We start from the raw sequence: 19,409 nt of genomic DNA, 5'->3' as shown, positions 1-19,409 counted from the left end.
GCTACTGGTAGAGGCCATAAACGCAATTGCGCACTGTGCAAATGGCTCTTATGGCTTGGTCTATGCTAGATATCCAAAAGACCGATGCAGCCATGCCTGCGAGCCAGCCCGCCATCATCCGCCGTGAAGACTATCGTCCGCCAGCCTGGTTCATTCCGACGATTGCGCTCGATTTTCAACTGGGTCTGGATCACACGGTTGTGCACACATTACTCGACGTGCGACGTTCCAAATCAGCCAAATATCAGGAGCCATTGCTGCTTGACGGCGATGGTCTGATCCCGACTGCGGTCAAGGTTGACGGAGCGACGTGGACCGATTGGCAGCTGATTGACGGCAATTTGCAATTACCGCTGACCGGCAGCGCGCATGAAGTGGAAATTACTGTTGAGCTGGATCCATCGACCAACACGCAGCTTATGGGGCTTTACGCCTCGCAAGACATGCTCTGTACCCAGTGCGAGGCCGAGGGCTTTCGCCGCATCACTTTTTTCCCCGACCGGCCCGACATATTGAGCCGCTATTCGGTGCGGATGGAGGGTGACAAACAGACCTTCCCGATCCTGCTGTGCAATGGCGACAAGGTCGCGGAAGGAGAAGGCGACAATGGCCGCCATTGGGCGCAGTGGAATGATCCCTGGCCCAAGCCGAGCTATTTATTCGCTTTGGTCGCCGGTGATCTGGTCGCCAATACGGACAGCTTTACGACGCGGTCGGGCAAACCGGTGGAGCTCAATATCTGGGTGCGTGATGGTGACTTGCCGCGCACCGGTCATGCGATGCAGGCGCTGAAAGATTCGATGCGCTGGGACGAAGAAGTCTATGGCCGTGAATATGATCTGGGGCTCTTCAACATCGTCGCGGTGAGCGATTTCAACATGGGTGCGATGGAGAATAAAGGGCTGAACATCTTCAACTCGCGCTACATATTGGCCGATCCCGAAGTCGCCACCGACGCCGATTTTGATGGCATAGAGGGCGTTGTCGCCCATGAATATTTTCACAATTGGTCGGGCAACCGGGTCACCTGCCGCGACTGGTTCCAGCTCAGCCTGAAAGAGGGCTTTACCGTCTATCGAGATCAGAGTTTTTCAGCCGATATGGGATCGACCGCGCTCAAGCGGATTGAAGATGTGCGGATATTGCGAGCAGCGCAATTCCCTGAAGATGCTGGACCATTGGCGCATCCAATCCGTCCGGAAAGCTATCAGGAAATTTCCAATTTCTATACCGCGACCGTCTATAACAAGGGCGCTGAAGTCATTCGCATGATGGCGACTTTGCTCGGCGCAGAGCGCTTTCGCAAGGGCACGGATCTCTACTTTGACCGGCATGACGGAGAAGCGGCAACCTGCGAGGATTTTGTCGTTGCGATGGAAGAAGGCGCCGAAATCGACCTTGAGCAGTTTCGTGCCTGGTATCGCACGCCGGGCACACCGCGTGTATCCGCAAAGCTCGGCCATGATCCGCAAACCGGGACCGCGAAGCTCGACCTGAAACAGAGTTTGGCCGCCAGCGGTGCGCAGCAAAAACCATCGGAGATGGTTATACCGCTCAAGATAGCATTGCTTGACCCGGCAACCGGCTCGCATGAGGGGGAGCAGCTGATAACGTTCGATAAAGCGGAGCAGAGTTTTGCCTTTGAAGGCCAGAAAGACCATCCTATCCTTTCTATCAACCGCGGTTTTTCTGCACCCATCATCCTTGAAAGCAGCCGCACAGCCGAAGAGCTTGCGTTTCTGTCATCCCATGACGACGACCCGTTTGCGCGGTTCGAGGCAATGCAGCAATTGATGACCAGCTATCTGGTGGCGCAGGTCACCGGCACACCAGCGGATCGCGACATCATTTTGCAGGCCATTGGCGCGGTGCTGGCGGATGAAAATATCGACCGCGCGTTTCTCGCCGAATTGATCCAGCTGCCCAGTGAAGCTTTTCTCGGCGACCAGATGATCGAGGTGGATCCGCAGGCCATTCATGACGCGCGTGAAAAATTGCGCGGCAAAATCGGCGTGCAGTTTGAACGCAAGTTCCGGCGCCTCTACAAGCAATGCGTGCCGGGTGAATTCTCGCTCGATGCCGAGGCCCGGGCCGACCGAAAACTGCGCAACGTTACGCTTGGCTATATCGCTGCATCGCAGGTTGAGGATGCAGCGCAATTGGCTTTTGACCAATATCGTGATGCCGACAATATGACAGCCATGCAGGGTTCCCTCAGCGTTCTGTCGCATATGGAGGCTGACGAGCGGACCTGGGCGCTGGAAGATTTCTTCAAGCGATTCAAGGACAATGCCCTCGTGCTCGACAAATGGTTTACCTTGCAGGCGATGTCGCAACGCAGCGACACGGTGAAACGGATCGAGCGGCTGGCGAAGCATCCGGAATTTACATTGTCCAACCCCAACCGGGTGCGCGCGCTTTATGCGGGTTTTACCAGTAATCAGGTCCACTTTCATGATCCGTCCGGCAAAGGCTATCAGATGATCGCGGATATGGTGATCGCGCTGGATGCTCAGAACCCCCAGACTGCCGCACGTTTCATTCCATCGCTCGGGCGCTGGCGCCGCTATGAGCGCGGTCGGTCGGAACTGATGCGGCTGGCACTGGAGAAAATTGCCGCGACGCCGGGGCTTTCGAAAGACGTATCGGAGCAAGTGAGCAAGAGTCTTGCCTGAGCAGAGCCAATTGGCGGTGGATGTCACGACATTATCGCTTTTGGGGGGCACAGCGCACGGCTTTCTCGGGCGAGCGGGCGGACTCTCGACGGGTATTTACGCCGGCTTGAATGTCGGGCTTGGCAGTGATGATGAGCGTGAAGCTATATTGGAAAACCGGCAACGGGCAAAAGCCGCTGTCTTACCCGATAGCAAACTGGTCACGCTGCATCAGGTGCATAGCGCTGATGTCGTGACGGTAACCGGTCCGATCGCACTGGATGCGCGCCCCTATGCCGATGCGATGGTCACGGATAAGCCAGGCCTGTTGCTCGGTATATTGACTGCAGATTGTGTGCCGGTGCTATTCTTCGATCCCTCGGCGCAAGTCGTTGGCGCGGCCCATGCGGGCTGGAAAGGCGCGATTGGCGGTGTCACAGACAACACCTTATCGGCGATGGAAAAACTCGGCGCGTCGCGGGAAAGCATACGCTGTGCCATTGGACCATGTATTGCGCAGGCAAGTTATGAAGTCGATGCCGGGTTCCAGCAGAATTTTGTCGCCAAAGACCCTGACAACGCACAGTTTTTCGAAGCTGGCAAGCCGGATCACTTCCAGTTCGATATAGAATCCTATGTGGCCGATCGCTTAGCGAAGGCAGGCATTGGGACAATCGATAAGCTCGGGCTGGACACCTATGCCCATGAGGATCGCTACTTCAGCTATCGCCGTTCTTGCCATCGCGGGGAAGCGGGCTATGGTCGGCAGATATCGCTGATCGGTTTGCAGGCTTAGTCGTGCTCCTGCGCAGGCAGGAACCCATCTCCCGACATATATTATTCGCGCAAATTGTCTTCTGGACGAAACAGCAAGATTGTTGTGATTGCTATTCCTCGGCAGTTGCGGATAGGGTCAGGTGCAGGAGATGGACCCCTGTCTGCGCAGGGGCACTGGTATCTTTATCTCGGGGAGGGAATAGGACATGAACGCCCAGCGCGTCGGACTTTTTGGTGGCTTGGCGGTATTTGTCATGATGTTGCTGCTTCCTGCACCAGCAGCGATGAGCATAGCGGCCTGGCATGTCGCGGCGCTTACGATCCTGATGGCGACATGGTGGATGACCCAGGCGGTGCCGCTCACCGCGACTGCCTTGCTGCCGTTTCTTGCGCTTCCGGTGATGGATGTGATGGACGTGAAAGCGACAGCCAGCCAGTATTATTCGCCCATATTGTTCCTGATTCTCGGCGGTGCGTTTCTCGCGCTGGCGATTGAGCGGGTCGGTCTGCACCGACGGCTGGCGCTGGCGATTGTCAGCCTGTCGGGCAAGACCGCATGGGGCATATTATGCGCCTTCATGCTCGCGACCGCGCTGCTCAGCATGCTTATTTCCAATACTTCGTCGACCCTGATCATGATTCCGATTGCTGTTGCTGTGCTGGTCGCTGGCGGGGTCAAGGATGGCGAGACAGAGGGATTTGCCGGTGCCTTGATCATGGGCGTCGCCTTTGCGGCTTCTATTGGGGGCCTTGGCACCTTGGTGGGCAGCCCGACCAATGCGATTGCCGCGGGGCTGATCAACAAGACATTGGGCATGGATATTGATTTCCTGAGCTGGCTATTTTTCGGCCTGCCTATCGTGATCATTGGCCTGCCGGTTTGCGCCGCCATCCTGATCACGGTTCAGAAAGTGGGCAAGGACAGCTTTGACGGCGCAGGAGCGCGGGCCGCAATCGGGTCAGCGGGCGCATGGAGCCTGCCGGAAAAGCGGGTCGTGCCGGTGGTGGCCCTGGTCGTGCTCGGCTGGCTGTTCCTGCCCCAGATCAAGACGGTGCTTCCAGAGGGCGCTGTGCATGACGGCAGCATCGCAATATTGGGCGGCTTGCTGCTGTTCATTCTTCCCGACGGCACAGGACGGAAATTGCTGAACTGGGACGAAGCGGACCGCGCGCCATGGGGCGTGATCATGATGTTTGGTGGCGGTCTTGCGCTGGCCGCCGGGATCATCGAATCGGGCCTCGCCGACTGGCTGGGACTGGCACTGGCGCCGCTTAAGAACGTGCCGGTGATCGTGATTGCTATAGCGTTGGTCGCCCTGGTCATTCTGGTTACCGAATTTGCATCCAATGTCGCAACCGCCAGCGGCATCATGCCAGTGGTTGCCAGCCTGATCCTCGCCACCGGCGTCGACCCCGTGCTGCTTGCCATGCCGGCGGCGATGGCGGCAAGCTGGGGCTTCATGCTGCCATCCGGTACGGGGCCGAATGCGATTGCCTGGTCAACCAATCACATTGAATTGCCAAAAATGCTGAAATCGGGGCTGATGCTCGACTTGGCCGGGATACCGATCATCATCGGCTGTATCTGGGTGGTTTCATTTGTAATCAGTTGAGTTTTGCGGCATGGACTTTTCAATATGATCCACGCTGGAGAGAGATAAATGTCCGATCAGAACGACGATCCAATTGTTCCGGTAACGCCGCGCCGCATGCCAAAGGCTCCGATTGAAAAAATCGGTGGGCGCAAGCTGAAACCCGCGACTTTAATGATGGGCCATGGCTATGATCCGGTGCTTTCCGAAGGATCGCTCAAGCCACCGATTTTTCTCACCTCCACCTTTGCTTTTGAAAATGCAGCGGCTGGCAAGCGGCATTTCGAAGGCATTACCGGCAAACGTCCCGGCGGCGCCGATGGTCTGGTCTATTCGCGTTTCAACGGACCCAATCAGGAAATTCTCGAAGACCGGCTGAGCATCTGGGACGAAGCGGAAGACGCGCTGGTCTTTTCCAGCGGCATGTCGGCCATTGCGACTGTGCTGCTCGCCAATGTCAATCAGGGCGATGTCGTGGTGCATAGCGGACCGCTTTATGCCGCGACCGAAACGCTGATTAACAAGATATTGGGCCGCTTTGGCGTGACCTTCCTTGATTTTCCGGCTGGCGCGAGTCCCGATGAAGTGTCTGCCATGCTGGAGCAGGCCAAAGCCCAGGCAGCGGAAAATGGCGGCAAGGTGGCCATTATCTATCTCGAAAGCCCCGCTAATCCGACTAACGCGTTGGTCGATATTGAAGGTGTGGCCGATGCACGGACCAAGGTTTTTGGTAGTGAAAACACACCGCCAATCGCAATTGATAACACGTTCCTCGGCCCCCTGTGGCAGCAGCCGCTGAAACATGGCGCAGACATCGTGATTTACAGCCTGACCAAATATGTCGGCGGGCATAGCGATCTGGTGGCCGGCGGCGTGCTCGGTTCCAAAGCCCATATGAACCCGATCCGCGCGATCCGGAACACCATCGGAACGATTTGCGATCCCAATACCGCGTGGATGCTGATGCGCAGTCTCGAGACCCTGGAACTGCGCATGACCCGCGCCGGTGAGAATGCCGAGAAAGTCTGTGCGTTTCTGCGCGACCATCCGAAAGTCGACGGGCTCGGTTATCTCGGCTTTATTTCTGATGCTTCGCAGCAGGATATTTATGACCGCCATTGTAGCGGCGCTGGCTCCACCTTCTCGGTGTTCATCAAAGGCGGGGAGGCCGAGGCTTTCGCGTTTCTTGATGCCCTGAAAATCGCGAAACTGGCGGTGAGTTTGGGCGGAACCGAAACTCTGGCAAGCCTGCCAGCAGCCATGACCCATTTGTCCGTACCCGATGAACGCCGGGCGGCATTGGGCATTACCGACAATCTGGTGCGGATTTCCATTGGCGTGGAAGATCCCGATGACCTGATTGCCGATTTTGAGCAGGCATTGGAGACGGTTTAGGCCGGGTTCGTGAGCGCGAAAAAGAATAGGGTCACACAGGGTCACACCCCCTAAAGCTGCAATAAATTCTTACCCGTTTATGCCAATCGGTGAGTAATATTCAAAAGTGAGAAAGAGCCGACTTTTAGGTAACATAACAGCCGGATTGTAGGAAAGCCCTCTATCGCGAGAGAGGCGCTTTAATCCTCTCTCCTTGAGGGCGAGGAAACCAAAGCCTTAGTAACTTGCTACTTAGGCGATGTTGGTGAAGGGGCAGCACCCGTCACCGAGTTGCGCTAGTGAACAGGTTCACAATCTCCACTTGTCCTCTCCCTCAAGGGGAGAGGAATTAATCCCAGTCGATGATTTTCCAGCCGCGCCGCTTGGCCAGTGCCCGCAGCTTTGGCGTCGGCGTTGTGGCGATTGCTTCATCGGCAAAATCGAGCATCGGTGCATCGCTGACATGATCGGAATAGGCCCGGATATGCACGCTTTCCCGCGCCAGACCCTGTTCGTCGAGAAAGCTTTTGATCCGGTCCAGCTTGGCCTCATCATAACAATTTTCGCCGATAATCTCCGGCAGCACTTGGCCCCGTTCATCGATTTTCAACCGGGTCGCGATCACGTCATCAATGCCCAGTCGTTTGGCGATAGCATTAACGTAAAGCTCGTAAGACGCGGTGGCGAGTACCAGCTTTCTGCCTTCGGCCCGGTCGGCCTCGAGTTGGGCAATGGCTTTGGCGTAGCTATTGGCCCGCATCACCTTGTCGGCATAGCGTTCGATATGCGGTTCCAGCTTGGCGACATTGGGTTTGCTGCCGAGCAATAGTCGCTGATTATAGGTTTTCAGACCCTTGCGGCTGACCAGCTTCAAGCCATAGCCGATAAATCCAAAGGGCAGCAGCGGGAGAAAGACCAGCCGCCATGGCGCGCGCGCGAAAACCATGTGAAACAGAAACGGCGTATAGGTGCCGCGCACCGTAATCGTCCGATCCATATCGTAAATAGCCAGCTTCGTCATCGCGCCTTTTTCCCCAATAGCGCCGCCTTATTAGCAGCGCCGGTAAAATGCACCCCTTAAATGACTTGTTATAATGGCTTGAGCTTTCCTTGATTTTCGGTCACCAATAACGGCGATGACAGTGCCTAGCGATTTTGTCGAAGAAATAACCGAGGATGGAGTGACAATACTTCGTTTTTCCGGTGATTTGTCGATTGCCGCTATCGGCGACTTGCCGGAGCGTTTGCGCGAATATGATGGAGGCATCCGGCAACTGGATTTATCGGATATCGGGTATATTGATACGGTCGGCGCATGGTTGATCCACCGCACGGCCCGTGACAGCGGCGCCGAGATTGTGGGCGCTGACAACGAAGCGGAACGCCTTATTGTGGCTGTGAGCGGCGTTGATCAGCCAACGGAGGTACGTCCGGAGCCCCCCAATCCCGTGATTCGCGTGCTCGACGAAGTGGGTGAGTCGACAATGATCGCGCTGACGACTCTGGCGGGTTTGGTCGGCTTTTTCGGTTCGGTGATGATTTCTGCCGCTTCGCTGATGCGGCATCCAGGCCGGATCAGATGGAATGCGGTGATCCAGCGCTTTGATGTGGTGGGCGTACGGGCCCTTGGTATTATCGGATTGATGAGCTTCCTCATCGGTCTGGTGATCGCGCAGCAAGGCGCGGTGCAGCTTCGGCAATTTGGCGCGGAGGTGTTTACGGTCAATCTGGTCGGGCGGCTGACTTTGCGGGAATTGGGTGTCTTGATGACGGCAATCATGGTTGCCGGTCGCTCCGGTTCGGCCTTTGCCGCGCAGATCGGTACCATGAAGCTTACCGAAGAAATTGACGCCATGCGTACCATTGGCGTTTCACCGGTGGAAGCTCTGGTCCTGCCGCGTTTTCTGGCCGCTGTTTTCATGCTGCCCTTGCTGGGTTTCTATGCATCGGTTGTCGCGATTATTGGCGGCGGGCTGCTCAGCTGGGTGGAACTGGATATTCCGCCAGCGACTTTCTTTGCCAGAATCAGGGAAGTGGTGCCGCTGACCGATGTCTATGTCGGTCTGGTCAAGGCGCCGGTTTTTGGCGCAATCATTGCGATATGCGGCTGTTATCAGGGCATGCAGGTAAAGGGCAATGCCGAGGAAGTCGGTAAACGCACCACGGCTGCGGTGGTGCAGGCAATATTCCTGGTCATCGTGCTCGACGCCTTTTTTGCCGTATTCTTTACGTGGATCGGGTGGGATTGATGACTGAGGAAGATCCTATCATTGTCGATCGCGAATTTTCCGGTCCGATCATCTGCGTCAAGGGACTACGGAACAGCTTTGGCGAACAGGTGGTTCACGAAGGTCTCGATCTCGATGTCCATAAAGGCGAGATAATCGGCGTCGTTGGCGGGTCCGGTACCGGAAAATCCGTCCTGATGCGCTCGATTATCGGCCTGCAGCAACCCGATGAGGGCTCCATCGAAGTTTTCGGTGAATCGCTTTTGGGCCGGTCAGAAGCCGAAACGATTGATGTGCGCAAACGCTGGGGCGTGCTGTTCCAGGGCGGCGCGCTCTTTTCAACGCTGACGGTGGCCGAAAATGTCATGGTTCCGATCCGCGAATTCTATCCCGAGATGGATCGCGAGTTTCGCCGCGAGGTTGCGAAATACAAGGTTTGCCTGTCGGGACTGCCGCCCGAAGCTGCACCCAAATATCCCGCCGAGCTTTCAGGCGGCATGAAAAAGCGGGCGGGCATTGCCAGAGCGCTGGCACTGGACCCGGAACTGTTGTTTCTGGATGAGCCGACAGCCGGACTGGATCCGATCGGCGCGGCCGCTTTTGACAATTTGACGCGCGAGTTGCAGCAGACACTAGGGCTTACGGTCTTTCTGATCACCCATGATCTCGACACACTTCATGCGATTTGTGATCGGGTTGCCGTGCTGGCGGATCAACAGGTGATTGCTGTCGGGACAATACCGGAATTGCTGGCGCTGGATCATCCCTGGATACAGGAATATTTCAACGGCCCGCGCGGGCGGATGGCATCAACTCAAAAAGCGGCTGGAGGTTGAAAATGCGATCCAATTATAGAGATTTGTTGCAGGCGCCGGTGCGGCTGGCCATAAAGGTGAAATAATGGAGACACGGTCCAATCATATACTTGTCGGTGTTATCACCTTGACCTTGCTGGCTCTGGTAGCCGCATTTCTGGTGTGGATCGTCCGTTTTGGCGATGGAGCGCAGAAAGAATATGACATTTTCTTCGCTCAATCGGTAGGCGGCCTTGCGAAGGGCACCGGTGTGACTTTTGCCGGCGTTCCGTCGGGCCAGGTGCTCGACGTAGAACTTTGGGAAAAAGATCCCGATTTCGTGCGGGTGCGTATCGCGGTCAGCGAGGCAACCCCGATTTTGCAGGGTACGACGGCCACAATCCAGAGCATCAGTTTTACCGCTCCGCCCAATATTCAGCTGGATGGCGCGGTTAAGGGCGCGCCGCCTATCACCGAATTGGGCCCCGAAGGCGTGCCGGTGATCCCGACCAAACCGGGCGCTTTGGGCGAGCTTTTGAATAGCGCCCCACTGGTTGTCGAGAGGTTGGCAACCCTGACGGACCGACTGACGCTGTTATTGTCTGACAAGAACCAGGAATCGATTGAAGGCATATTGGCCAATACGGAACGGATGACGGGCACCTTGGCGGAGCAGGCACCCAATCTGGAAGCGTTGCTGAACGAATCCCGTATCACCATAAAAAATGCCGGAGAAACGGCCCAGAAACTGTCCGCTGTGGCCGAGAATACCAATCAGCTATTGAGCGAAAATGGCGAGCCATTGGCGAAAAATCTGACCAAAACCCTGGCCGCGGCAGAGAAAAGCATGGCGGCGCTGAGCGTTGTGCTGGATGATGCCCGTCCGGGTGTTCAGCAACTGGGAACCAAGACATTGCCGGAAGTCGATCAACTGGTTCAGGACATGCAGGCGCTGACGAAATCATTGACTTCGGTCACCGAACGGCTGGATCAGGGTGGAGCCGGATCATTGCTGTCGGCGCCAACGCTGCCCGACTATGAGCCAGGCCAATAGGAGGCATCGATGGGAGAGCAGGGATTTATGACGATATTGCATAAGACAAAAGCCGTTGGGCTGCTGGCTTGCCTTGGCCTTGTGAGTGCCTGCGTCAGCTTTGGCGGGGCAAAACCACCACCTTTTTTATTGTCGCTGACGCCGGATACGCAGGTTGATGCCGGAGCGGTGCGTACCGGGCCGCAAGCGGGCGCTCTGGTGGTCAGGCTGCCTTCGACGCCTCAGAAACTGAACAATTTGCGCGTACCGGTCCAGACCAGCACAACCGGGATTGCCTATCTCAAAGAAGCAACCTGGGTCGACAAGCCGGCCCGGCTTTTCCATGGACTGTTGACCGAAACCATCGCGGCCAAAAACAACCGGCTGGTGCTGACCCCGACACAAGCGGGAGGCAAAGCGGAAACATTTTTGTCTGGCGAACTCGTCAATTTTGGTCTGGATGGTCCGAGTTTGACCGTCACGGTGACCTATGATGCCGTAAAAATGCTGGAGGGACAGCCGGTCGAGAAACGCCGCTTTGAAGCCAGCGAACCGGTATTTGCCGCCGAAGCCGGTCCTGTCGGAGAGGCGCTGAATAGCGCCGCGAACAAGGTGGTTCTGGAAGTTGCGGATTGGATCGGTTGAAAATAGCGCGCAATCTAAGCCGTTAACGCGTCATTCCCCGCCATAAGCAAAGCCTTCCGGCTGCGGCCAATCCATTGAGGTGGCGGCCATCGCACGAAACAGCCGGCCCATTTCATCGACATGTGTCAACCGGTGATGGGCGGCCCGGATATTGTCGGCTTGCTTGGGATCGGCATTCGCCAGTTTGGTGGCTCGCTGGTCTATGCCGATGGCCTTGAGCCATTGCCCCTGTTCGGCGGGGCCATGGACAGACAAGAGCCGGGTTCTGGCGATATTGGCGAGGCTGTGAAAATTGACATGGGCGGTGAGATCAGACGTTCCCGGGCTGTCAAACGGGCTGATCGGCAAATGGTCCTTCACGGCCTGTAATGTGCTGCCGGTACCGGGCCGGTCATAGCCATAGTCGATAACCAATATGACCCCGCCTTGCTTGGCGATCCGGCCAGTCAGTTCCTGAAAAATCTCGGTGCTGACCGGAGAGCTTTCCAATATCGTCCCTGATGGCAAACCGGCAGATGCCTTTCCGACCTGATTTTCAATGGTCTGCGCGCCCGGGATGGCGATAAATTTATTGCGTTCCCTCGCCACCATTTGACGCCGCCACCCGGTCTTTGTGGAAATATATTGTTCCACCGGCAGAGCATCGAAAAATTCATTGGCGACGATCATAAGCGGTGCGTCTGTTGGCAGGCTGTCTATGCGCTCATGCCAGGCGGCGCTTTGATGCAGAGCGGCTTGCCGGGCCTTTAAAACGGGGCTGTTCTCGACAAAATGGATTTGGGGATTACAGCCGAATTTCGCCATTGCCCGCCGCGCGTCTGCCGCCAGGGTTCCGCGGCCGGGGCCAAGCTCGACATAATGCACATGATCGGGCCGGTCTTTGCGCATCCAGAGGTCCGCCAGCCATATGCCGACCAGCTCTCCAAACATCTGACTGATCTCTGGCGCGGTAACGAAATCGCCATCTTCGCCGATCGGGTCCTTAGCGGCATAATAGGCCGTGTTGGCGATCGTCATATATTCGCTGAGACTGATCGGCCCTTCGCGGTCGATTTTTTCAGCGAGGATATGAGCGGCCGACAGGCTCTCAAGCAATGCTCTTGTCTCCAGCCGTTGGTTCGACACGGACACGCCGGCCCTTGGATGTGAACACCAGGTAGACGCCCAGCAACAGCATCGGCACCGTCAGCGTCTGTCCCATGGTCAGCCCCCAACTCAGATTCTCGAGGCCCTGATCAGGTTGTCGGAAAAACTCAACAATGAACCGGCTCAGGCCATAAACCAGCAGGCCGGTACCGACCAGTTTCCCGGGATGATAGCGCGCGTCGGTTTTCCAGAAGAGCAGGGATGTGATGATGAGATAGAGTATGCCTTCCAGTCCCGCTTCATAAAGCTGGCTGGGATGGCGCGCGACTTCGCCGCCCATGGGGAAGATGATCGCCCAAGGCACTTCGGTCGCACGGCCCCAAAGCTCGCCATTGACGAAATTGGCGAGGCGGCCAAAGAATAATCCGAACGGGATAACACAGGCGATATAGTCGCAGATGCGCAGGAAACTCAGCTTCTCCTTGCGCGATATATACCAGATGGCCAGCACAACTCCCAAAACGCCGCCATGGAGCGACATGCCGCCGTTCCACACCTGCAATATCTCGATCGGGTTTTGCAGAATCTCCGGCTTGTAGAAAAATACATAGCCCAATCGTCCGCCAAGAATGATCCCCAGCGTCGCGTAAAAGATCATGTCATCGGCATGGCGGCGGGCCAGTGGAGCGCCCGGTTCCTTGATTAGTTTCGTAAGATACCAATAACCGATCAATATACCGGCCAGATAGGCCAGCGAATACCATTTTAACTGGAAGAAACCGAGGTCAAGCGCGGTTGCGGACAGTCCCAATTCCTCAAATCGAGTAAATTGCGCCGCACTTGCAAGAATAATATCAATCAACTCTTTTCCCCATCAGCTTTCATCGTCATATAGTTAGGGCATATAACGGGAAATTCTCCGATACCAAGAGAGAAACCCAAACTGACTTTGCGGGAGAAAAATGAAATGCCATCGCCATTAGACGCTATGATCGACGAAACCCTCGGCGTGATGACACAGCCGGGACAGCTTTTGGAGCTTTCCTCGGTTAATAAATATGGCGTTGACATGCCGATGTTCAAAAATGCGCCGAGCAATGTTTCAGACTTTTTTGCCTTTTTCTGCATGCAGCATGCCGAAAAGGAATTTCTGGTCGATGGTGATATCCGACTGACTTTTAAGGAAACTTATGCCGCAGCCCGCGTTCTGGCCGGCGGATTGGTCGCCGGACATGGTGTGAAGAAAGGCGACCGGATTGGGATTGCGGCGCGCAATTCGGCAAACTGGATCATCCTCGACATGGCGATCACCATGGCTGGTGGCGTGTCGACAAAACTTAATGGCTGGTGGCAGGGCGATGAGCTGGCAGACGGGATTGAGGATGTCAGCTGTTCGATTGTTTTTGCCGACAAGCAGCGCGCGGCGCGCCTGACCGAATCGGGTCGCGATCACGGGGCCGAAATTGTTTTGTTCGAACATGACGTGCCGCCGCTCGAAGGTTTGAAGGCCTGTCTGGCAAAAGGCGGGGACGCAGAAACGCCGCTGCCGCAAATGGGGCCTGAGGATAATGCGACCATATTGTTCACTTCCGGCTCCACCGGGCGGTCCAAAGGCGCCTATGCCGAACACCGCGCAGTGGTGCAGGGGGCGATGAGTTTTGTGGGCGCTTTTGCCGTGATGGCCCATCTGATGGAAAAAGCCGGAACGTTACCGGATATCCAGCCAACCGCCTTGGTCGCTGTACCGTTATTTCATGTCACCGCTTCCGTGCCGTTGATCCTCGTCAGCTTTGCCATTGGCCGCAAGCTGGTGATGATGAAAAAATGGGATGCCGAAGAAGCGATGCGTCTTATCGAAAAGGAAAAAGTCACCTATTTTGTTGGAGTGCCGTTGATGAGCATGGAGATTTATTCGCACCCCAAACTTAAAGATTATGATCTCAGCACCTGCGTTTCCATGGCGGCTGGCGGAGCGCCGCGCCCGGTGGAACATGTGAAGCGGATCAAGGAAGGCATGGGCAAGGGTTTCCCGCTCATTGGCTATGGCCTGACCGAAACCAACGGCGTTGGTTGTTCGAACACCAATGAAAATTATCTCGAAAAGCCGGATAGTACCGGTCGCGCGACGCCGCCAATTGTGGATGTCGCGATTCTCGATGACGATGGCAACAAGGTCGCGCAAGGCGAACGCGGTGAGGTCTGCATCCGTTCGTCAGCCAATTTCACCGGCTATTGGAATAACGAACAAGCGACCAAAGAAGCCTTTACCGATGATGGTTATTTCCGCAGCGGCGATATCGGTTATCTCGACGAAGACGGCTATCTGTTCATTGTCGACCGCAAGAAAGAGATTATCATTCGCGGCGGCGAGAATATCAGCTGTCAGGAAGTGGAAGCGGCCATATATAGCCATCCTGCTGTAGCGGAAGCCTGTATTTTCGGCGTTGATGATGAGCGGTTCGGCGAAGTTCCGGCTCTGGTCTATCATGTGAAGGACGGCGCAACATTGCCGCAGGATCAGCTCTTGGAGTTTCTCAAAGACAAGCTCGCACCGTTCAAGATGCCGGTCCATATCTGGCAATATGACGAGCCGCTGCCGAAACTCGGCACCGCGAAAATCGCAAAAATCGTACTGGCGAAAAAGCATCGGGAAATGCTGGCTGCTACCGGATGAATGCGCGCGCCAATATACCCACGCCGGCAGCTGATCCGGGAAAGCGGATTGTCCGGCAGCGGGATATTATCAATCGCCGCAAGCTGGTCGATGCGATTGAGGCGCTGATCGCCAAACATGGCATAACGAAAGCCCGCCCTGAAATATTGCCATTATTGCAAACGGCGCTGGCCGATGGCCGGGCAGAGATCAGCCGGCGATTGATTGAAAAACCGTCAGCGGGCCATGAAGCGGCAGCCGCGCAGTCCTTTCTGATCGATCAGCTCGTACGGATCATCCACGATATCGCGGTGGGTCATCAATATCCGGTGAACAACCCGTCAGCAGGCGAACGCATTGCGGTGATGGCGGTCGGCGGTTACGGACGCGGTGAAATGGCCCCTTATAGCGATGTGGACATCGCTTTCCTGACACCGTTCAAGCAGACCAGCTGGACCGAGCAGGCGATTGAAGCCATGCTCTACTGGCTTTGGGATCTGGGTTTGAAGGTCGGGCAAAGCAGCCGTTCCATCGACGAGATGGTGCGGATGGCGAACGAAGATCTCAGCATCCGGACCGCTTTGCTGGAAGGCCGCTATATCTGGGGCGATACTGGTGTCTACGAAGAATCAAAGGCGCGGTTTTTTGCTGATGTCGTGTCGGGTACGGATCGCACATTTGTGTCCGAGAAACTGGCGGAACGCGATGCGCGTCATGTCCGCATGGGCGATAGCCGTTATGTGGTGGAGCCCAATGTCAAGGAAGGCAAAGGCGGTCTGCGCGATCTTCAGACGCTCTACTGGATTGGCAAATACATCCACAGGGTGACCTCGGCAGAGGAACTGGTCGATGTCGGCCTGCTGACTGCGGATGAATTCAAGCGTTTTCGCAAGGCGGCCAACTTCCTCTGGGCAGTGCGCTGTCACATGCATGATATGACCGGCCGCGCCGAAGACCGGCTGACCTTTGATCTGCAATCAGGCATTGCAAAGCGGATGCGTTTTGCTGACCGGCCGGGCAAGTCTGCGGTTGAACGGTTCATGCAATATTATTTCCTGAACGCCAAAGTAGTCGGGAACCTGACCGGTGTGTTTCTTGCGCATCTCGACGAGACCCACAATGCCGGCGTGCGGCGGTTCATACCCAATATTACCCGGCGCCCCAAAAAGCTGAACGGCTTTACGCTGGATCGTGGGCGACTGGCTTTGCCGGATGAAGACTTCTTCGCAGAAGACCCGGTAAGGTTAATCGAGATTTTTCAGCTGGCCGACAAGCATGAGCTGGAGATCCATCCGCTGGCGATGCGGGCGGCACGCCGTGACGCGAAGCTGATCACCAACAAGGTGCGCAAGGACCGGCGGGCGAACAAGCTGTTCCTGGATGTGCTTTGTTCGCCGCGTGACCCTGAACTCGTGCTGCGCTGGATGAATGAAGCTTCGATTTTTGGCCGCTTCATTCCCGATTTCGGACGGGTTGTCGCACAGATGCAATTCGACATGTATCATCATTATACGGTCGATGAGCATAGTATCCGGGCGATTGGATTGCTCGCGCGGATCGGCAGCGGTGATCTGGTGGATGATCATCCCAACTCGACCGAAACGATCAAGAAGCTGAAAAACCGTCGGGTGCTGTTTGTCGCGACCTTGTTGCACGATATTGCCAAGGGGCGGGGCGGAGACCACAGCGTTTTAGGCGCCGAAGTGGCGATGAAACTATGCCCGCGGCTGGGACTTGAACCCTATGAAACGGAAATGGTGGCATGGCTGGTGCGACAACATCTGTTGATGTCGGCCATGGCGTTCAAGCGCGATCTTTCCGATTTCAAAACCATTCAGGATTTTGTCAGCCAGGTGAAAAGTATTGAGCGGCTGCGTTTGCTGACGGTGTTGACCGTGGTTGATATCCGCGCGGTTGGCCCGGGGGTTTGGAACAGCTGGAAAAGGCAGCTGCTGACCGACCTGTTTCAGGCCGCCGAAGAGATGTTGTTGCTCGGCCACAAACAGCGCGGCCGTAAAGAGCGCATTACCCAGAAGAAGGCTGTATTGGCAGAAGCTCTGGATATTCCGAAAAGCCAATTTACCAAGCTGGCCAATCGCCTGACCGATCCTTACTGGATTGCCGAACCGGATGATATTATCGCGCAGAATGCCCGGCTGATGATGCGTGCAGGTGACGATAATCTAGCGATATCGGCGGAGGCCTATCCCGAACGCGGCGCGACTCTGGTGACGATTTACGCCGCCGACCATCCGGGTCTTTTCTATCGCATTGCCGGCGGTATTCATGTTGCTGGCGGCAATATTATCGATGCGCGGATTCACACCACGCGCGATGGTATGGCTCTGGATAACTTCCTCGTGCAGGACCAGCATGGCCAGCCCTTTGCCGAGGATGCCCAGCTGAAGAGGCTCAAAACAGCGGTGGAAGATGCGCTGGCCAATCGCTCAAAACTGGCTACCAAGCTGGAAGCCCGGCCGCTGGCCCATTCGCGGGCTGGCGCCTTTACTATCGTGCCGAACGCGATGGTCGACAATGATGCGTCTAATCGGTTTACAGTTGTCGAAGTAACGGCGCAGGATCGTCCTGCACTGCTAAACGAACTGGCCTATGCGTTATTTGAATCGAAGGTCACCGTGCACAGCGCCCATATCACCACCTATGGTGAGCGGGCGGTGGATACATTCTATATCACCGACCTGTTTGGCGGAAAAATTGAAAGCAAGACCCGCTTGAACAATCTGAAAAAGAAACTGATCAACGCCGCCGGTCAAAATGAACCAGCCAAGACCGCAGCCTAGCCAAGCTTGTCTTTCAGCGCCGCGAGGGCCCCGAACGGCCCGGCTTCTTCTTCGCTTTTCAGCCCTTTTTTCTCGGCCACGCTGTCGGCTTCCGGCCCGCGCGGGTAAGGATCCAGCGCGAGATAGAGTGTTTGCGCTATGGCTTCGCCCAGATCGATTTGCGCCGCTTCATATTCGATGACATCGCAATCTTCGGCAGCCAGCTCGATTTCTTCCTCACCGGCCGGAAGATCGGTTTTCTCGACGAAGATGATGTTGAATGTTTCGGCCAGATTTACCGGAAAAGGCTGTCCGCTAATCGCGCAAGCCTGATGCAGGCTGGCGCGGATATGGCCGGAAAACCTGATCTCATGTTCTTTGGCCTCAAGGCGATAGTCAGCCTGAATGGATTCAATCGACGGCAAGTCAAATCGCTTGGCCAGGGCTTGACGCTGGCCCTCATCCGCCACGATCTCGCCGGTTAGCGGCGTACCGCCAATATCGGACAGCTTGATGATCCGGGACATTTCCGGTGGCGGCAAGGGTTTTGATTCGGTCATTATGCGGCCTTTGCAATATTTCCGGCGATGATCTGGTCTGTCGCTGTCTCGACGAGAAAGCTGTAAAAGCCCGAAAATCTTTTTGTGGAGAAGTCGAGCGCGGCCGGTTCCGGTGCTTCCCCGCGATACAGGTTGCGGGTCAGTGCCGCGGCGAGATCTGCATCGCCGGTCAGCGCCTCCCCATAGGCCCCCAGTCGTCCTCCCAGTGCGCTCATCATATCGCCAACCCGTTTGCCGACAATCAAATCACCAATGCCGATCTGGCGCAGCTGGCCTTCCATGTCGGTAACGAACAATTCGGTAAGCCAGGCAATTTCCTGTCGCGCCTCGTCACTCTGGTCCATCCGGATCATCACGGCGCAGAGGATCGCGGCAATCATGTCAAACCGGCCGTCCAGCGTATCGGGAACGGCGCCTTTTTCGTACCAGTCGGGCTGCCGTCCTTCGGCAATTACGGCATTGTAAAGTGGCTGCATCACCAGATTCGGGTTTTTGCGCCCTAACAGCTCGTTTAAAAAAGACATTATTCTGGAACCCCGTGTTGCGCCAGCTTCCCTATGGCCCGCCTGACGCTTAATGTTAAGACTACATACAGGGGATATTGATATTTGTAGCGCGAGATGCAATGGGCGTTACGACAAGCGGGGGACAATCTGTCGCTAGAATTGAAATCGCCCTGATTGCGCCCGACGCCATTTTGGCGGTTCTATTGGAGAAGTGAGTTAATGCGTAGCCAATTGAAAATGCACATGGTGCTAAGCGGTCTGGTCGCAGGCGGGCTGTTACTGTCCGGCTGTACACAGGTTCGTGGTCATCAAGGCTATATCGTGGATCCCGTTCTGACCAACGCGATTCAGGCCGGTGTTGATAACCGCGCGTCGGTCGAAGCCACTTTGGGGCGCCCGACCTTTACCGGGCAGTTTGAGGAAAATACCTGGTACTATGTGTCTCGTGAAACCAAGCAGCTTGCATTTAATTCGCCGACCCCGCGCAACCAGATGGTCATGCGCGTGACTTTTGACGAGACAGGCAATGTAACCGCTGTGGACCGTACCGGCCTTGAGCTGGTGGCGAGCATCAACCCCGATGGTGACACCACGCCGACATTGGGTCGCGAGCGGTCATTCTTTCAAGAGCTGTTCGGTAATATCGGCGCTGTTGGTGCACCGGGCGCGCAAGGTGCCAGCAACGATCCAACGCGCCCCTAACAGTCATCCAAGCGGTTTGCCGCCA

The 19,409-nt window shown here is 56.0% G+C and carries 16 protein-coding genes; 11 read left to right on the top strand and 5 right to left on the bottom strand.

What is annotated here, in order from left to right; translation table 11 throughout:
• Positions 1-62 precede the first annotated feature (62 nt).
• The 4 genes from pepN to ACO6S1_RS02650 all read left to right on the top strand — a co-directional run bounded on the left by pepN (position 63) and on the right by ACO6S1_RS02650 (position 6,418).
• Positions 63-2,675, top strand: a complete 2,613-nt coding sequence (gene pepN, locus ACO6S1_RS02665) for an aminopeptidase N (protein WP_422344817.1) — start codon at positions 63-65, stop codon at positions 2,673-2,675.
• Entirely contained in the window at positions 2,668-3,450 is a 783-nt protein-coding gene (gene pgeF, locus ACO6S1_RS02660) for a peptidoglycan editing factor PgeF (RefSeq protein ID WP_422344816.1), read from the top strand. The genes pepN and pgeF overlap by 8 nt, the downstream gene beginning before the upstream one ends.
• Positions 3,451-3,637: 187 nt before the next feature.
• The gene (locus tag ACO6S1_RS02655) at positions 3,638-5,044 is read left to right on the top strand and encodes an SLC13 family permease (RefSeq protein WP_422344815.1); all 1,407 of its coding nucleotides are present in this window, start codon (positions 3,638-3,640) and stop codon (positions 5,042-5,044) included.
• Positions 5,045-5,092: 48 nt separating this feature from the next.
• The gene (locus tag ACO6S1_RS02650; RefSeq protein WP_422344814.1) at positions 5,093-6,418 is read left to right on the top strand and encodes a cystathionine gamma-synthase family protein; all 1,326 of its coding nucleotides are present in this window, start codon (positions 5,093-5,095) and stop codon (positions 6,416-6,418) included.
• Positions 6,419-6,746: 328 nt separating this feature from the next.
• On the opposite strand, the gene ACO6S1_RS02645 is transcribed toward ACO6S1_RS02650, so the two are convergent.
• A complete protein-coding gene (locus ACO6S1_RS02645) occupies positions 6,747-7,418 on the bottom strand; it encodes an HAD family hydrolase (protein ID WP_422344813.1) in 672 nt (223 codons plus the stop codon).
• A 115-nt stretch (positions 7,419-7,533) separates the two neighbouring features.
• Between ACO6S1_RS02645 and ACO6S1_RS02640 the strand changes: the two genes are divergently transcribed.
• The 4 genes from ACO6S1_RS02640 (at position 7,534) to ACO6S1_RS02625 (ending at position 11,097) form a co-directional block, all read left to right on the top strand.
• Positions 7,534-8,646, top strand: coding sequence for an ABC transporter permease (locus ACO6S1_RS02640; protein ID WP_422344812.1), 1,113 nt, complete (start codon positions 7,534-7,536; stop codon positions 8,644-8,646).
• Complete coding sequence (locus tag ACO6S1_RS02635) at positions 8,646-9,461, top strand: ABC transporter ATP-binding protein (protein WP_422344811.1); 816 nt, start codon at positions 8,646-8,648, stop codon at positions 9,459-9,461. The genes ACO6S1_RS02640 and ACO6S1_RS02635 overlap by 1 nt, the downstream gene beginning before the upstream one ends.
• 64 nt (positions 9,462-9,525) lie before the next feature.
• Complete coding sequence (locus tag ACO6S1_RS02630) at positions 9,526-10,473, top strand: MlaD family protein (protein WP_422344810.1); 948 nt, start codon at positions 9,526-9,528, stop codon at positions 10,471-10,473.
• Positions 10,474-10,500: 27 nt separating this feature from the next.
• On the top strand, positions 10,501-11,097 hold the full coding sequence (locus ACO6S1_RS02625; protein ID WP_422344809.1) for an ABC-type transport auxiliary lipoprotein family protein: 597 nt from the start codon (positions 10,501-10,503) through the stop codon (positions 11,095-11,097).
• A gap of 30 nt (positions 11,098-11,127) precedes the next feature.
• Here ACO6S1_RS02625 and ACO6S1_RS02620 read toward each other — a convergent pair whose 3' ends face one another.
• Positions 11,128-12,228 carry a class I SAM-dependent methyltransferase gene (locus ACO6S1_RS02620; RefSeq protein ID WP_422344808.1) on the bottom strand — a complete coding sequence of 367 codons (1,101 nt, stop codon included), beginning with the start codon at positions 12,226-12,228 and terminating at the stop codon, positions 11,128-11,130.
• A complete protein-coding gene (lgt, locus tag ACO6S1_RS02615; RefSeq protein WP_422344807.1) occupies positions 12,185-13,045 on the bottom strand; it encodes a prolipoprotein diacylglyceryl transferase in 861 nt (286 codons plus the stop codon). Before lgt ends, ACO6S1_RS02620 begins: the two co-directional genes overlap by 44 nt.
• 105 nt (positions 13,046-13,150) lie before the next feature.
• Between lgt and ACO6S1_RS02610 the strand changes: the two genes are divergently transcribed.
• Together ACO6S1_RS02610 and ACO6S1_RS02605 are read left to right on the top strand one after the other, a co-directional pair.
• Positions 13,151-14,857: a class I adenylate-forming enzyme family protein gene (locus tag ACO6S1_RS02610; protein WP_422344806.1), complete on the top strand. Its 1,707-nt coding sequence runs from the start codon at positions 13,151-13,153 to the stop codon at positions 14,855-14,857.
• Positions 14,854-17,637: a [protein-PII] uridylyltransferase gene (locus ACO6S1_RS02605; protein WP_422344805.1), complete on the top strand. Its 2,784-nt coding sequence runs from the start codon at positions 14,854-14,856 to the stop codon at positions 17,635-17,637. The genes ACO6S1_RS02610 and ACO6S1_RS02605 overlap by 4 nt, the downstream gene beginning before the upstream one ends.
• Here the strand turns inward: ACO6S1_RS02605 and ACO6S1_RS02600 are convergent.
• Complete coding sequence (locus ACO6S1_RS02600) at positions 17,634-18,176, bottom strand: YceD family protein (RefSeq protein WP_422344804.1); 543 nt, start codon at positions 18,174-18,176, stop codon at positions 17,634-17,636. The two genes, ACO6S1_RS02605 and ACO6S1_RS02600, sit on opposite strands and share 4 nt — an antisense overlap.
• Positions 18,176-18,700, bottom strand: a complete 525-nt coding sequence (locus ACO6S1_RS02595) for a ubiquinol-cytochrome C chaperone family protein (protein WP_422344803.1) — start codon at positions 18,698-18,700, stop codon at positions 18,176-18,178. The genes ACO6S1_RS02600 and ACO6S1_RS02595 overlap by 1 nt, the downstream gene beginning before the upstream one ends.
• 201 nt (positions 18,701-18,901) lie before the next feature.
• Between ACO6S1_RS02595 and ACO6S1_RS02590 the strand changes: the two genes are divergently transcribed.
• Positions 18,902-19,384: an outer membrane protein assembly factor BamE gene (locus ACO6S1_RS02590; RefSeq protein ID WP_422344802.1), complete on the top strand. Its 483-nt coding sequence runs from the start codon at positions 18,902-18,904 to the stop codon at positions 19,382-19,384.
• The last annotated feature ends 25 nt before the right edge of the window (positions 19,385-19,409 follow it).

The organism is Parasphingorhabdus sp. (genome assembly GCF_965233695.1).
In the GTDB taxonomy this organism is placed as follows: Bacteria; Pseudomonadota; Alphaproteobacteria; order Sphingomonadales; family Sphingomonadaceae; genus Parasphingorhabdus.
This window is presented reverse-complemented; position numbering and strand designations above follow the sequence as displayed.

Coding starts and splice junctions, on each gene's coding strand:
- pepN (WP_422344817.1), top strand. CDS start 63: ATGCTAGATATCCAAAAGACCGATGCAGCCATGCCTGCGAGCCAGCCC.
- ACO6S1_RS02655 (WP_422344815.1), top strand. CDS start 3,638: ATGAACGCCCAGCGCGTCGGACTTTTTGGTGGCTTGGCGGTATTTGTC.
- ACO6S1_RS02650 (WP_422344814.1), top strand. CDS start 5,093: ATGTCCGATCAGAACGACGATCCAATTGTTCCGGTAACGCCGCGCCGC.
- ACO6S1_RS02645 (WP_422344813.1), bottom strand. CDS start 7,418: ATGACGAAGCTGGCTATTTACGATATGGATCGGACGATTACGGTGCGC.
- ACO6S1_RS02640 (WP_422344812.1), top strand. CDS start 7,534: ATGACAGTGCCTAGCGATTTTGTCGAAGAAATAACCGAGGATGGAGTG.
- ACO6S1_RS02635 (WP_422344811.1), top strand. CDS start 8,646: ATGACTGAGGAAGATCCTATCATTGTCGATCGCGAATTTTCCGGTCCG.
- ACO6S1_RS02630 (WP_422344810.1), top strand. CDS start 9,526: ATGGAGACACGGTCCAATCATATACTTGTCGGTGTTATCACCTTGACC.
- ACO6S1_RS02625 (WP_422344809.1), top strand. CDS start 10,501: ATGACGATATTGCATAAGACAAAAGCCGTTGGGCTGCTGGCTTGCCTT.
- ACO6S1_RS02610 (WP_422344806.1), top strand. CDS start 13,151: ATGCCATCGCCATTAGACGCTATGATCGACGAAACCCTCGGCGTGATG.
- ACO6S1_RS02605 (WP_422344805.1), top strand. CDS start 14,854: ATGAATGCGCGCGCCAATATACCCACGCCGGCAGCTGATCCGGGAAAG.
- ACO6S1_RS02600 (WP_422344804.1), bottom strand. CDS start 18,176: ATGACCGAATCAAAACCCTTGCCGCCACCGGAAATGTCCCGGATCATC.
- ACO6S1_RS02595 (WP_422344803.1), bottom strand. CDS start 18,700: ATGTCTTTTTTAAACGAGCTGTTAGGGCGCAAAAACCCGAATCTGGTG.
- ACO6S1_RS02590 (WP_422344802.1), top strand. CDS start 18,902: ATGCGTAGCCAATTGAAAATGCACATGGTGCTAAGCGGTCTGGTCGCA.